At 33.8% G+C, this 13,889-nt stretch carries 13 protein-coding genes and 1 pseudogene; all 14 read right to left on the bottom strand.

Features of this window, described 5'->3' with window-relative positions; genetic code table 11:
- Position 1: 1 nt before the first annotated feature.
- The 14 genes and pseudogenes from RGT18_RS10375 to RGT18_RS10310 all read right to left on the bottom strand — a co-directional run bounded on the left by RGT18_RS10375 (position 2) and on the right by RGT18_RS10310 (position 13,867).
- Positions 2–2,431: a VirB4-like conjugal transfer ATPase, CD1110 family gene (locus RGT18_RS10375; protein ID WP_338176119.1), complete on the bottom strand. Its 2,430-nt coding sequence runs from the start codon at positions 2,429–2,431 to the stop codon at positions 2–4.
- Complete coding sequence (locus tag RGT18_RS10370) at positions 2,343–2,732, bottom strand: PrgI family protein (RefSeq protein ID WP_000332197.1); 390 nt, start codon at positions 2,730–2,732, stop codon at positions 2,343–2,345. The genes RGT18_RS10375 and RGT18_RS10370 overlap by 89 nt, the downstream gene beginning before the upstream one ends.
- A gap of 3 nt (positions 2,733–2,735) precedes the next feature.
- The gene (locus RGT18_RS10365) at positions 2,736–2,999 is read right to left on the bottom strand and encodes a conjugal transfer protein (protein WP_338176117.1); all 264 of its coding nucleotides are present in this window, start codon (positions 2,997–2,999) and stop codon (positions 2,736–2,738) included.
- A gap of 17 nt (positions 3,000–3,016) precedes the next feature.
- Complete coding sequence (locus RGT18_RS10360) at positions 3,017–3,880, bottom strand: VirB6/TrbL-like conjugal transfer protein, CD1112 family (protein WP_338176115.1); 864 nt, start codon at positions 3,878–3,880, stop codon at positions 3,017–3,019.
- Between the two features lie 19 nt (positions 3,881–3,899).
- The gene (locus RGT18_RS10355) at positions 3,900–4,115 is read right to left on the bottom strand and encodes a Maff2 family mobile element protein (RefSeq protein ID WP_000394208.1); all 216 of its coding nucleotides are present in this window, start codon (positions 4,113–4,115) and stop codon (positions 3,900–3,902) included.
- A 3-nt stretch (positions 4,116–4,118) separates the two neighbouring features.
- Positions 4,119–4,430 carry a single-stranded DNA-binding protein gene (locus RGT18_RS10350; RefSeq protein ID WP_338176108.1) on the bottom strand — a complete coding sequence of 104 codons (312 nt, stop codon included), beginning with the start codon at positions 4,428–4,430 and terminating at the stop codon, positions 4,119–4,121.
- Positions 4,431–4,590: 160 nt separating this feature from the next.
- A pseudogene (locus RGT18_RS10345) lies at positions 4,591–5,826 on the bottom strand (VirD4-like conjugal transfer protein, CD1115 family); the annotation flags it as partial.
- A 41-nt stretch (positions 5,827–5,867) separates the two neighbouring features.
- On the bottom strand, positions 5,868–6,032 hold the full coding sequence (locus tag RGT18_RS10340) for a transposon-encoded TnpW family protein (RefSeq protein WP_000390743.1): 165 nt from the start codon (positions 6,030–6,032) through the stop codon (positions 5,868–5,870).
- A 90-nt stretch (positions 6,033–6,122) separates the two neighbouring features.
- Entirely contained in the window at positions 6,123–6,971 is an 849-nt protein-coding gene (locus RGT18_RS10335; RefSeq protein WP_028078639.1) for a MerR family transcriptional regulator, read from the bottom strand.
- 155 nt (positions 6,972–7,126) lie between these two features.
- Positions 7,127–8,767 (bottom strand): MobQ family relaxase, encoded by a 1,641-nt coding sequence (mobQ, locus tag RGT18_RS10330; RefSeq protein ID WP_028078640.1) that lies wholly within the window; start codon positions 8,765–8,767, stop codon positions 7,127–7,129.
- 406 nt (positions 8,768–9,173) lie between these two features.
- Positions 9,174–9,569, bottom strand: coding sequence for a hypothetical protein (locus tag RGT18_RS10325; protein ID WP_000660991.1), 396 nt, complete (start codon positions 9,567–9,569; stop codon positions 9,174–9,176).
- Between the two features lie 83 nt (positions 9,570–9,652).
- Entirely contained in the window at positions 9,653–10,066 is a 414-nt protein-coding gene (locus RGT18_RS10320) for a sigma-70 RNA polymerase sigma factor region 4 domain-containing protein (protein WP_001051304.1), read from the bottom strand.
- A 289-nt stretch (positions 10,067–10,355) separates the two neighbouring features.
- Complete coding sequence (locus tag RGT18_RS10315; protein WP_028078641.1) at positions 10,356–11,708, bottom strand: MATE family efflux transporter; 1,353 nt, start codon at positions 11,706–11,708, stop codon at positions 10,356–10,358.
- Between the two features lie 500 nt (positions 11,709–12,208).
- Positions 12,209–13,867 carry a recombinase family protein gene (locus tag RGT18_RS10310; protein ID WP_000069113.1) on the bottom strand — a complete coding sequence of 553 codons (1,659 nt, stop codon included), beginning with the start codon at positions 13,865–13,867 and terminating at the stop codon, positions 12,209–12,211.
- Positions 13,868–13,889: the final 22 nt, after the last annotated feature.

Below are 13,889 nucleotides of genomic sequence, written 5' to 3'. Positions count from 1 at the left end.
CCTACCTCACTTCTTCAGGCTTAGTTGTCATCTTCTGATAAAGGATTGTGTCTTTCGGGAATTTATCAAGGAAAGGGACAATGGTATTTCCAAAGAACAAAAGTCCTTCTCCTGCATTGGAATTGGTTACATATTTTAGCTGTGGCTGTGAGATTTTAAGTTTCCTTGCTAAAATTTCTCTATCGCCTGAAGCCTGATTGAGCATTAAAACAAAGTCCGTATTGTCAAAGATATTTTCTATCTCCTTACTCATCAGTAGGTCTTTGACATTCTGTGTAATGCCTGTCGGAATTCCTCCCCACTTACGAAATCTTTTCCAAATTTCTACGGAATAGGAAGCTGTCTGCTCGTCTTTTAACAATAAGTGAAACTCGTCGATATAGTACCTTGTAGCCTTATTTCCTCGGTTTTGCGACACCTTGTTCCACACCTGATCCTGAATAACAAGCATTCCGATTTTTTTAAGCTGTGAGCCTAACTCCTTAATGTCAAAACAAAGAAGCTGCTTATTTAAGTCCACATTGGACTGATGGTTAAATACATTAAGAGAACCTGTTACATAAATCTCCATTTCCGTTGCCAGCTTTTTACCGACTTTTTCTTCCTGATTTTTTAACATATCATACAGGTTTTGAAGAATCGGCATATTATAAGGCTTTGGATTTTCAAAATACTTTTCATAAATCTTAGGAAGGCATCTATCTATGACCGACTTTTCTTCTGCTGTAAGACCGCTGCCACCTACAACAAGCTCCAGCATGGACATAATAAAGTTTGCTTTGTCCTTTAGTGGTGCATCCCCATCGCCATAGTTCATATTGATGTCAAGGGGATTGAGATAGTCCTTTGACTTACTGCTTACCTTTATGACTTCTCCTTTAAACTGACGCACAAGGTTTCCATACTCGCCCTCCGGATCGCAGATAATCACATCATCATCGGTTGTAAGAATCGCATTTGCCATTTCTCTTTTAGCACTAAAGGACTTACCACTTCCCGGAGTTCCGAGGATTAGACCGTTCGGGTTTTTCAGTTTCTTTCTATCTGCCATAATCAGGTTATGACTTAGGGCATTTAGTCCATAATACAAACTGTTCGCCGAATTTATGAAAAGCTCCTCTGTGGTAAAAGGCATAAATACTGCCGTAGATGATGAGGTTAGTCCTCTGTCAATTTCAATCTTATTTACCCCAAGTGGAAGTACACTGATTAATCCCTGTTCCTGTGAGTGATCAAGTCTTTTTAACTTGCAATTATGCTTATTGGCAATGGAGCTGATTTGAGAAATGGTATTATCCAGCTTTTGAATTGTCCTTGCAAAGTTCATAAAGATAATGGTTACGACAAACATACGCTCATCTCTTGTCTGGAGATCTTTTAAAAGACTTTTTACATCTTCTCCATAGGTAATTAAATCACTTGGAAGAATGTCCATATCATAACCACTTCTTACAGCCTTTTTATTTTCCTCAATCTTCATCTTGTCAATGTCGGTATTTTTTCTTTTGACCATCTTGATGGCTTCTGACTGTTCGATTGCCTTGATGTGAAAAGAAATATTGATGTTATCATCTATATCCAAAAACTCGGCAAGCATACGGTCTGAAAGCTCACTTGCAAGGATTTGAAAATGACTTGCCGCTCCGATAAACTTTCCAAACTTAAAATACCTTGACGGTGTAAAGTTAAATTCATCAGGCACAATATATGTCTTTGTGCTTTCCTTTTTCTTTAAGTCCTTATATGAAAATTCAAAGGTCTTATTGGGATTTAAAACATCATGAAGTATCTTTAGTCTTTCCTCTCCGTTCAGGCTTTCTGCTCTTACTCCCATACTTTTAAGACTTGATAATATATCTATCTCCAGTCTTTCCAGTTTTGATGTTGCCTGCTCTAAATTATCCGCTTCCACCGTAAAGGTTACATACTTTGATTTTTTCAGTCCGTTATTTCCCTTTACAATCTGACTTTTCAGCATTTCTCTAAACTCAAGGCGTATATCGTCAAAACCGTCCTTTTTATCCGGTATTTGAATAGCTGATTTCATTTCTTCATTTCTGCCAAGCTGATTGATATATGAAAACTCTATGCTGACACTTGGACCAAAGAAATTAAGAAAATTTGCAAACTGATTAAAAATCAAATCTCGATCTTCTTCTAAGGCAAGCTGATAGTTTATATCCTCAAAAGCGATACTCTTATTAAAATGCTTTTCATCAATCTGACATATCCCGCTTTTTAAGAGTCTAAGATAGGGAATGGTATCTTCAACTGTGTATCTTTTCGGTTCTTTCCTAAAGATAAGGTCAAGTAATCCGCCCCTATCTTTTTTAGACTTCCCCTTATTTTGCTTTAAGTCCTGTTTTTGACTTCTTAACTTCTTTTGGTTTTGTTCTAACTTTAGCTGCTGAATCTTTCTTTTGTCTTTCAAGGTAAACCTCCTTTCTCACTCTTTTTTGTGGCTGATAAAATTTATGAAGGTAAATATACTTAAAATATTTCTCAAAGCTAAGTCCGTCCTTTTCAAAAAGAGTGATGAAAAATATGGGAAGTGTGGACACAATGAGAAAGATAACTGCTATATCATTTGGAACTACCTTTCGCATAAATAAATAGATTGGTATTCCAATCAGTCCTGCAATCGTAAAACCGATAAGCTGTCTTTTCGTCAGGTTAAATGCCACCTTTGTTTTTACCTTCTTTAAGTCTTTTGGGATAGGTACATACGCCATAACTTACCTCCCATCTTCTTTACCCTTTGAAAGCTCTTCTATATGCTCATATACGGAGCCGATTTCTTCCTGAATACTTGCAATCTGTTCATCTGTGCTTCTGTTATATCTTTCCTGAATTAGACAAAAATCATTATGGCAGCGACCGATATCCTTTGTTCTTGCTTCCAAGTCATTCACTTTGCTGTGAAGCCTGATTCTATCCATCACTGCCAAAATACCTGTTCCAACTGCTACTGCTATCAATACTGTTTTTCTTTTATTCATCATATCTATCCTTTCTTTTAGTGTGCATTTAATACGCTTTTGGCCAGTGTTCCGCTCTTTAGCATCATTAACCCCAGCAAAACCGCATATCCAAGTATCGTAAAGGTACTTGTGTGTATATCTGTTATCTGTATTGTCTTAACTAATACTGCGTATATTCCAAGACAAACCATTAAAAAGAGTCCTTGTAGTCCTATGGCAAATAAGCCTTTGATATAGTTTGTTCCAATCTGTCCCCACTCTTTGTTTCCCATAGTTGCAAATGGAATGGCTGAAACGGATGAGTAAACATATATCTCAAACATTCTTCCGTAAACCACCAACATAATCACAATAGAAATGACCTGTATTGCCACCTTTATGAGCGAGGTTTCAAAGAGTATCATGACAAGCTCTCCAAGACCTTTTTCCTTTAAGCCTTCTACCATCGTTACAATCTGATCTCCGGAGATAACGGCAGAGGTATTGATAACCCCTGCCGCTTTATTTACCATGTGCTGTGCCACATCAAAGACTGCCATAGAAAACTGAAAAGCATGAGACACTAACCATACGGCAATCCACATATTTATGATGTATTTGAAAAATTCAAAGGTATCCGTATCGTGCATATTGTTCTTTTGCATAACCATATTGATAAGCTCGATACAAAGGACTGCCGTTATGATTAGCCCTGCAATGGGAATGATAACGGAATCGTTAATGCTTTTAATAAAGCTGAAAACCTGTCCGTTCCACCCCATCGGTGTCTTTCCCACATCCGTTGCAATCGCACCAACTTTATCGTTGATGTCAAGAAACATGGACTCAAGATTTGCTTGGATACCGCCCAGTAGAAGATCTTTGAAAAACTCCTCTATCTTGTCGAATATTCCAAACATTTAATTTCTCCTTTTCTTCTTACTTGAGTACATTTGCAAGAAGCGGAATCAGCTTTAATCCGATTAAGACGATACCGCCTCCAGCCATAAGCTGCTTGATGCCCTGAGATTTTGCACCCGGATTGTCATTTCCATAACCTTCCATCAGGTTAATTACGCCCCATGCTCCAAGTCCTGCACCTACTGCCATAACTAAAATCTTTAATACATTAACTGCCTGTGTAAAAAATTCCATAATTTATTCCTCCTCGTTTTCTTCTTTCTTTTCAATCTTGTTATATGACTTCACAACAAAGTTTTTGTAAGTCTTTCCCTCTTTTTCACGTTTCTTGAAGTAGCCAAAGATATGAATCAAATCACCCTTTTCAAAGGCTTTTGCTGTTTCTGATTTTTCTCCATAGGCTGCACAGTTGATATATTCCTTGCCTTTTCCATACTTTTTTACAAGTGTAAAGTTTGTAACTTCTACCGTTTCTCCATCTTTGTCAAAACTTGAAAAAGTTGGTTCTGCCAATAAGTTGGCATTGATGTTAATCATTTCTTGCTTCATTAAAAATTTCTCCTTTTCTTTTCAATAAAAAAAGCGACTGGAGTTTTTTCTTTTCCAATCGCTTATGCTCGTGTTATTTAGTTTTCCTTAGTGGGACTTCGTATCCTTATCATATCTTCTCCTTGCAATAAAAAAAGCAGTAAATCTATGTTCTTTAGACTTACTGCACTCTTGTAATAACCGTTTCTCTATTTAATTTTACTTTCCCTTTTCGCTTGATATATTCCTCAATATCAAAGGCATTTTTCTTATTAAAATCTTCAAGTAACTTGTAATTCTTATGCTTTGTAATATCAAATTTATCTGATAAAAACGGTCTTACACCTCGAAGCTGAAAAATACATTTACTGCCATCCATAACCGTTATCTCATCTTGACTCATCAGCTCTTTTCCTGTCTTTTGGTAATTCAGTCCATAGCTATTGGCATTGGATCGTGTTTCCGATGTGTTATACAGATCTATGGTTTCTTTACCAAGTGTTTCAGATAGCTCCTTTAGTGTGGTCTTTTCCTTCCCACCAAGAAACAAAGTGCTATCGCAGTTGCCTACAATGGTATCTGCATTATCCTTGTAGATTGCCTTTAGCTGAGATTGTGCTTGCAAAATAATGCTTGCTGAAATCTCTCTGCTTCGGATTGTTGCAATCAATTTCTCGAATTTAGGAATTAAGCCGATGTTGGCAAACTCGTCAAGCAAGCACCTTACATGAACAGGTAATCTTCCCCCGTATTCATCATCTGCCTTATCGCAAAGTAGGTTAAATAACTGCGAGTACATAATAGACACCACAAAGTTAAAAGTATCATCTGTATCAGAGATAATAACAAAGAGTGCTGTCTTTCTATCTCCAAGTGTATCAAGCTCAAGTTCATCTTCTTTCATCAAGTCCCTAAGCTCTTGAATATCAAAAGGTGCAAGCCTTGCACCACATGAAATAAGAATAGACTTTGCTGTTTTTCCAGCAGCAAGTTTGTACTTTTTATATTGCTTGACCGCAAAATGCGTAGGCTCTTTCTTTTCAAGTGCTTCAAAGAGTCTGTCTATGGGATTCATATATGTTTCATCATCTTCCCTGACTTCTGAAGCATCTATCATATCCAGTAGTGTTGCAAAGTTCTTTTCTTCTTTTGGAGCTTCATAGAAGATATAGCCGATAAGAGCCGTATAGTAGAGTTTTTCGGCTTTGACCCAAAAATCCTCGCCTGCTTTTTCACCCTCACCCTTAGTGTTTGCAATGATTGTCTGCACTAATTTGAGTATATCTTTTTCACTTCTGAGATAGGCGAATGGATTATACTTCATACTCTTTTTGAAGTTGATGGTATTTAAGATTTTTATCTCATAGCCATTATCTTCAAGCATCTTGCCACACTCAATGACTATTGTTCCTTTTGGGAAGATTTGTCAAGGACATAAACAAAATTTCTTTGATAAATTTATATCTTTTCTGCTTCCCTCTTAATTAGTTTTAGTATTTTATCTTTGTATGTTTCGCCTGTTCCTTGCTTGAAATGTAGGTTTACAGTATATTTTGTCTTTCCAATATCCATAATTAACTGTTTGTTAGGCGGTGCTTTTGTTCCTCTTTTTTCTTCTTCCATAAGTCCTCCTTTCCATCTTTTGGGCAAAGAAAAAACAGTAAATCTTCTTGATTTACTGTTCATGTTTGACCATAAATTTAAGTAACTTTATTATTTTTTCATATCAAGATATATTTCATTTGCCCTAAGCAATTTCTCATAGTATTCGTCATAACTCTTGCTGAATTTTCTAATTAGAGGAATTGCGATTTCATAATACTTGTTGTCCTTCATAAAGTTTTGCAATTTATCTTGAATTTTCTTCATTAAGCTATTTTGATATTCTTCACTATTTTTATATTGTTCATATTGAGAAATAGCATTATCATTTTCTTTTAGCCATTCTTCAACATTTTCAATAGCGTTAATTTTATCTTCATTGACTTTGTTTAGTGTCTGCATATCAAAAGTAGAACTTATCTTTTCAATATAGTCTTGCTCTTCCTTACTTAACTGAAGTGATGGTAAATTATCTAAGTAATCTACATATTTTTCAAATGCTTCTTCCTCATCTTTTCCTAATGATTCATTTAAAAATGGTTGATACGCTGCAAAAAACATTTGTCCAAAATATCCGGGAAATAATCTCTCTAATCTTACATAGATTGATTCTTCTGCTTCAATCAATTTAATTTTTTCATTTATCAGTTCCTGACTTTCACCTTTTACTACAAGCTCAAGAACTTCTTTTCTTTTTTCTTCAACATCTAATTGATGTTGCTTTCTTCTTAAAACAGAAGATAATGAACTAATACCAGTAGATAGATAATCTTCTATTTCAGTTACACTAATTCCAAGTTTTCTAAATAAAGATACTTTAATTAAAACCTCTAAATCATTATCGCTATAATCTCTATAACCGTTTTCAGTTTTTTGAGGATTTATAAGTCCTTTCTCCTCATAATATTCAATTGCTTTTCTTGTTAAACCTGTTTTGTTTTGAATTTCATTTCTTAACATGGTTTGCCACCTCCTTTAATTAAAAGATAGCACTGCCCCCAATGGACAGGTCAATACATTTTAAAATTTTATTTTTGAAATTTCTAAAATAAAATATTAGTTTAATTATAACATTAGCTACAACACTTGACAGTTACATATGAAATTAAAATATCCTACCTTTCCTCATTTCTGTAATAATCTTTTGTTTTCTCTTTTTTCTTTTCGTATTTCTCCTGTTGCTCTTGGTACTTTTTAATCTGTGCAATTACACTTGGCTTTTCTCCTCGCTTAATTGCCTTGTCTATCTCTATAGATAAATCTATTCCATAATCATCATTGACTATCTTTACCGCATATTTGATATGGTTAATATTTTCGTATTCTTCTTTGATAGCTTGAGAGTTTTTATTGAGCTTAGTAATTTCATCTTCAAGGCTTTTCATTTCTTTTTGCCAATCTTTGCTCTTAATCGCAGATGAGCCTGTTATTTTTTCAAGGATTGCCCTTGCTCTTTTGTATTTGTCTATTTCCTCTTTATGGGAATTGTAAAAGCTATCTTTGAATAGAGTTTTATTGTTCCATTCATCGTAGGTTGCCTTGTTGTCTTTGATAATATCTGCATAAGTAAAACACTTATTTAAGTTTTCTATTCTTTTGCTTTTAACTTTAACTTCTTGATGGATGTTCTTATTTTCTGATTGAAGAGTGCCTATTTTTTCTTGCAAGTCTGCTATGGTTTGTAGCTTATTATCTCTAAGATAATAGATTGCTTTTGAAAATCTTCTAAGGTCAGCAGCCATCTTTTTATTGCTTGCATAAGGCTTTAATTCTTTGGCTTTTTCTCCCTGTAAGTCGTGATAGATAGAAATGTATTCATAGAGATTAAAGAGTTCTGCTTTGTTCTCCAGTTCGTCTTTTTTCTCTTGCTTATATTCATCATACTTGGATTGAAGTTTTCCAACTAATGATCCTATCCAAAAAGTAAGTTTTGATAGTTCTTCTTTTAATTTCTTAAACTCCAAATTAAAAGCTATAATCTTTCGGTTGTGATTTCCTCTTTCGGTTTTAATTCCTTTTTTCTCCATCTGATAGCTTGCTGTTCCTAAATGTATTTGTGGAAGTTCTTCTTTTCCTTGTTCTTCAAAGGTGCGTGGATCTATTCTTTTATCTATACCATTTTTCTCTAAATACTCATTTGCCTTTTTAGAAAAATCTTCTCTCCACTTTTTTGCCTTGTCAGGTTCATTCCAATCATTTAGATTTACTTTTCTTGATTTATAGTTTCCACTTTTAAGTTTTATCTTTTCTCCGTTTTCATCAAGGATATATTCTTTTCTACATTTGGGTTTCCATTTTCCCTCACTATCAATTTCTCTAAGAGTAAGTAGGATATGGGCATGTGGTTGTTCTTCGTTATCGCTTGCTAAGGGATTATGGATATTACAGTCCGCTATCATTCCTTTTGAAGTAAAGTTTTCCTCTATAAATTCACTAATGAGCCTTATTCTATCTTCTTCATTTAATTCTCTTGGAAGTGTAAAAAGTAAATTTCTTGCAAGCTGAGAGTTTTTACTTTTCTCTATTTTCTCTACACTATTCCATAGGTATTCTCTATCAGAAAACTCTTTTGAGATATGTTCCGGCAGAAATATTTTTGAAAATACAAGGTCTTCTTTTTTAGAATAGTCATGAACTTTTCCATAGTGTTCATCATTCAATTTATCTCTTGCGTTATATGCAGCTTTCGCAATTACGCTTGCTCCTTTTGACCTTGTAACTATATCTACATGGGTATGCAAACTTTTTGCTTCCATTTATGGTATGCTCCTTTCCTTTTTCACATTCAGTAAATTGTTTTTAGACACATAAAAAGCAGATAGGTTATTTTTCTTTCTTCTTCCCATCTGCTCATTTACTTTCTTTTGATATTCTATTTAGATGTTTTCTTATCTCTATATGTCGGAAGTATCTTCGCTCCCTTTTTCAAAGGGCGCAAAGATACACCGACTACATTCGGTGCCTTGCGTTCCTGCGGAAAGCTATACGTTCCGCTAAGGAAACAAAAACGCTAAAGCATTTTTATTTGTTCAAGGGGGCTACTCCCCCTTAACCCCTGTGGACTTTGTTTTTTGTAGATTTTTCAAATCAACAAAAAAGCAAAGTGTTAAAATGATTTCACTCTGCTATGCTCTAATTTTCTTATTTAATTTTTCCGACTGCTTATATCTCATCTTCAAATTCTTCCAAGTCCTTTTGGGGTTCTTCATCATCTATCCCATCGTTTTCATTTTCAGTATATGAAGTTTCTTCTAAAGATATTCCCTTTTCGCTAAAATGCTTTTCAGTTAGTTCCTTTAATTTTTCTCTGTATCTGTTATCTGAAAACACATAGTCTAAAAAGGCATAGATTAAATCATTATCTGTATTTTCTTCTGCACCTGTTATTTGTCTTTCAAACTTTTCAAATACTCCACCTTTCTCTACTTTTCTTTTTGTATCGGCACTTCTTTTCAGTTTGCTTTTTTTCTGTTTTAATAACTTAATCTTGTTTTCGGCTTGTTCTTTTTTCTTAGTTTCTTTTTCTAATTGGCTGATTACATTATCTAATTCTTTCATTGTCATTTCCTCCGTTTTAATGTTTTTGTATCGAAAAAGGCTAAATACCTTTTTATAGGTAAATAGCCTTTCTCTTTCTACTCTTAGATTTTATCTTTTAATATCTCTCTTAGTTTTTCTAAAATCTTGTCCCTCCTTTTTCCAATTGCTTGATAGCTTACTTTTTCTTTTTTACCGATTGACCTTAGACTTTCTTCTCTGTAGAAGATGGCTTCCATTAACTCTTGTTCTTCTTTTGTTAGAGTATTTAATGCTCTATGAAGTTCTTCAATTTGCATTTTTACTTCTACAATTTTTTCTAAGTCTATTTTTTCATCTATGATGTTATCTACAAAGTGTCCGTCATAATCCAGTACCGAAAATGATATAACATTATACTTCCAATCTTTTCTTTGGAGATACTTTTCATGCTCTGTTATCTTCCAGTAGGCTTTGTAGACTTCTTCGCTTACAGGTACGGCTTTGCCTTTCACATAAAGGTAATATTCTTTAGCCACTTAGTTATCCTCCTTTTTTAAGTTCTCTGTTTTGCTTTTTGAGAATAAAAAAGGAGGACTTCTACACTTTGACGTAAAAAGTCCTCCGAAAATAACAATTAAATTAACTCTTATTGTTATTAGATTATTTAATTGTTCAAGAAAATATTCATATAAAAACGAACCAAAAAGGCATTATCAACCATAATCTATTTAAAAAATATGAATATACGCTCATTCACATTACCTCCTTAGCTATTTCTACACTTAGATGCCTCCTTATTTTTTAATCAACAGATGTAATTCCTAATTACAAATTGTTTTTTATTGCTAATCTTAATTTTTTATGAATGCTAATAGCAAAAGGAATTGTGATGATTGTTGTTATCAAATCTGAAATTGTTTGAGCATATATAACACCATTTAATCCCATAAGTTTAGGCAACAATAAAATGATAGGGATAAACACAATTCCTTGTCGCAATGAGTTTAGAAATACTCCCCCTAACGCCTTTCCTGTAGACAAATACAAGGTAGAGTAAGTAAACTGAAAACCAAATGTTATAAACATAATTACGGCTGCTCGTAATGCCAGCACTGCTATATTTAATACATTTTCATCAGTCCCAAATATAGATAATATACTTGGTGCAAATATATAAACCATCACAGTCCACACTACACAAAATACATTTGTCCATTTAACACTTGCCTTTATAGCTTCTCTCACTCTTTCATAATTCTTAGCTCCGTAATTAAATCCAGCTAACGGTTGAAGTCCTTTCATATATCCGAATACAACATTTGTTCCTAATGTTACAATCCTAAGAACAATACCCATTGCAGCTATTGCTTCTTCTCCATAAAAGGACGCTGCATAAGATATTTTGCTGATAGATATTGTTTGTAGAATTTGAAGTATTAACATGGATATACCTATCTTTAATATCTCCTTGTAAATTGCAACTGTTGGTTTAAAGTTAGATAACTTTATCTCAATTAAATTTTTATCTCCTACAAAGTAAATGAGATACATTAGACTGGTTATCACTCTGGCTATGAGTGTCGCAATAGCTGCACCTCTCACTCCTAAATTAAGTCCGAATATGAATATCGGATCTAAAATCATATTTGATATAGAGCCTAAAATCATGGCTTTCAAAGAAATTTTAGCAGCCCCTTGTGCAACAGCTAAGTTACCAACCGTTACATTTATTGCACCCAAAATGCCACCTACTATGAATATCCCTGTATAAGACTTAGAGATTTCAATAATAGATGGTATGGCTCCCATAAATTTCAAAACGCCATCTAAATAGCAAAACAATACAATAGCTGTAACTATCCCTAAAATTGCACTTGTTAGTAGAGCAACTGTCGCTACAATACTTGCTTCTTTTTTATTATTTCCTCCAAGTAGCCTTGATATATAAGAGCCTGCTCCTGCACCAAATGTTAATCCTATCCCTAAAAAAATAAGTTGAATCGGAAAGGCAACGGAAACAGCAGCTACTGCTTCTTTACCAAGTCCGGACACAAAATATGTGTCCACAACATTGTATAAGGCAGCTACCAACAAACTGATAACCATAGGCATACCTAATTTAAAAAGTGCTGTATTAATATTTTCTTCCTTCAAAATTTTTATTCTGCTTTCGTTCATTTAAAATTTCTCCACTTCTCAATATTTTATTTTCTGTATTTATGCAACAAAAAAAGGCATAAATACAAAATAGTATCTGCCTTTTGTTCAATAATTTATAAAACAAAAGGCTACAGACAAAACATTGCCTATAGCCTTTTACATTCTATTTATATATCGAGAAATGCACACAAAAACAAAGCCAACTAAATGACCTAATTTTTTGTATTTCCCGATGAAATCTTAAATGTAATTTATTTGCTATACTCTGTACAATGTTTCATCGGTTTCATTTGTACAGAGTTAAGTTTGTTCTTAGGATGATTTCTTAAATAAATTCTCATAACAATTCCCTTTCCATATATTATAATATTTTATCATATTCTTCAAAAATCGTCAAAAATCCATCATTACATACTACCAATTTTCGTCTTTTCTTTTACCTCTTCCAATTATATATAATTGTATTCGTGTTTCTTTTTTCGTTGCCCATCTATTTCATCAAGTTCTTCCTGTATAAGTTATTTAGGTTCTTCTTGTGACACTTCAAACTTGCCAATAAAATTAAAGTACACATCAACTTGTTGTTTTCTGTCTTTTCCTTTTCTTCCCCCTGTGGCTTCATGGACTACAACTTTTTCTATATACTCATTTATCATTGGTACTGTCAGTTCCTCAATGTCTGTATATTTCTCTATCATTTTTAGGAACTTATCTGTGTCAATTTTTCTCTGATGATAGCTTTCTATTTCTTGCTCAAAATACTGTATTTGTTTTTCTAAATCTTGTTGCTCAGTATCATAAACATTAAATAATCTATCAAAGTGTTTTACAGGAATTTTTCCAAGTGCATGGTCTTCATATAGTTTTGTAATAAGGGTTGTTAGTTCTGCATTTCTTGATGATAGTTTTTCTAATTTCTCTTTATCTCCTTGATACTTTTCTTCTCTTTTTTCATCAGATAACTTATTCATCACTTTTAGAAACTCTTGCTTATCTTCTTTTGCAAAATTGGTTATTTCTTTAATTGATTTTAAGAGAATTTCATTCACTGTTTTTAATTTGATGTAGTGGATACTGCAAGTTCCTTTTCTGTGTCTATAATGTTGACATACAAAGCAATAATCACAATCGTATTTCTTTTCTTTATGTTCTGCCGGCTCTCTGTAACTTAATTTACCACCGCAATCTGCACAGATTAAAAGTCCTGTAAGTGGATTTGATGTTGTTCCATACTTTGGACTTCTTCTCACTGTTTTTCTTAACCTTTGAGCATTATTCCATGTTTCTTCATCAATAATGGCTTCGTGAGTGTTCTTGAAGATAATTAGTTCATCTTCTTTCGCCTTTCTGCGTTTCTTGGTTTTGTAATCAAGGCATATTGTTTTACCAAGAACAGTGTGTCCCATGTATTCTCTTTTTTCCAAAATGTAGCCAACTGTTGTCGGCGTCCAAAAATATGGATCGTCTATTCCTCTTTTCTTGGAACTATGATTATTTTCAGGATAATGTATTTCTGCATAGGCTGACGGAATAAGGACTTTATCTTTGGTTAGTATCTCTGCTATCTGTGTTACTCCATATCCCTCTATAACAAGCCTGTAAATGCGTTTTACGACCTTTGAACTCTCTTTATCGACAAGTAGCTCCTGTTTGTTCTTAGGGTTTCTGTAATAGCCGTATGGAACGCTTGGTGATACTCTTTTACCCTCTTCCATTCTTGCTCTAAATATGGATTGTATTTTTCTTGAGGTATCTCTTGCATACCATTCGTTCATAATGTTTAGAAATGGTGTAAAGTCGCTTTCTGCTTGTTTCTCACTATCTATTCCGTTATTGATAGCAATAAACCTTACTCCCTTTTCTTTGAACAGTATTTCGGTATAAAAACCTACTTTGAGGTAATCTCTGCCAAACCTACTCATATCTTTTACTATCACAGTAGAAATTTTATTTTCTTCTACTGCTTTTATCATCTTTTGAAATCCATCTCTATCAAAGGTTGTTCCACTCACTCCATCATCGGTATAGTGATAGATATTTACAAAGCCATTTCTTTTAGCATAATTTTCAAGTAGCTGCTTCTGATTTGTGATGGAATTGCTTTCTCCTTGCATTTCATCATCACGACTTAAACGCTCATAAAGGGCTGTTTGTCCTGTTCTATTCATATTTGACATGAGAATTACCTCCTTTCCAAGT

The sequence above is a fragment of the Solobacterium moorei genome, assembly GCF_036323475.1.
Lineage (GTDB): Bacteria > Bacillota_I > Bacilli_A > Erysipelotrichales > Erysipelotrichaceae > Bulleidia > Bulleidia moorei.
The sequence above is the reverse complement of the archived record's forward strand: the minus strand, read 5'-3'. Positions and strand labels throughout refer to the sequence as shown.

Bases quoted from the DNA above. Each gene is read 5' to 3' on its own strand.
- RGT18_RS10365 (WP_338176117.1), bottom strand. From the start codon at position 2,999: ATGAATAAAAGAAAAACAGTATTGATAGCAGTAGCAGTTGGAACAGGT.
- RGT18_RS10310 (WP_000069113.1), bottom strand. From the start codon at position 13,867: ATGTCAAATATGAATAGAACAGGACAAACAGCCCTTTATGAGCGTTTA.
- RGT18_RS10360 (WP_338176115.1), bottom strand. From the start codon at position 3,880: ATGTTTGGAATATTCGACAAGATAGAGGAGTTTTTCAAAGATCTTCTA.
- RGT18_RS10340 (WP_000390743.1), bottom strand. From the start codon at position 6,032: ATGGAAGAAGAAAAAAGAGGAACAAAAGCACCGCCTAACAAACAGTTA.
- mobQ (WP_028078640.1), bottom strand. From the start codon at position 8,767: ATGGAAGCAAAAAGTTTGCATACCCATGTAGATATAGTTACAAGGTCA.
- RGT18_RS10370 (WP_000332197.1), bottom strand. From the start codon at position 2,732: ATGGCGTATGTACCTATCCCAAAAGACTTAAAGAAGGTAAAAACAAAG.
- RGT18_RS10350 (WP_338176108.1), bottom strand. From the start codon at position 4,430: ATGAAGCAAGAAATGATTAACATCAATGCCAACTTATTGGCAGAACCA.
- RGT18_RS10325 (WP_000660991.1), bottom strand. From the start codon at position 9,569: ATGAAAGAATTAGATAATGTAATCAGCCAATTAGAAAAAGAAACTAAG.
- RGT18_RS10315 (WP_028078641.1), bottom strand. From the start codon at position 11,708: ATGAACGAAAGCAGAATAAAAATTTTGAAGGAAGAAAATATTAATACA.
- RGT18_RS10355 (WP_000394208.1), bottom strand. From the start codon at position 4,115: ATGGAATTTTTTACACAGGCAGTTAATGTATTAAAGATTTTAGTTATG.
- RGT18_RS10335 (WP_028078639.1), bottom strand. From the start codon at position 6,971: ATGTTAAGAAATGAAATTCAAAACAAAACAGGTTTAACAAGAAAAGCA.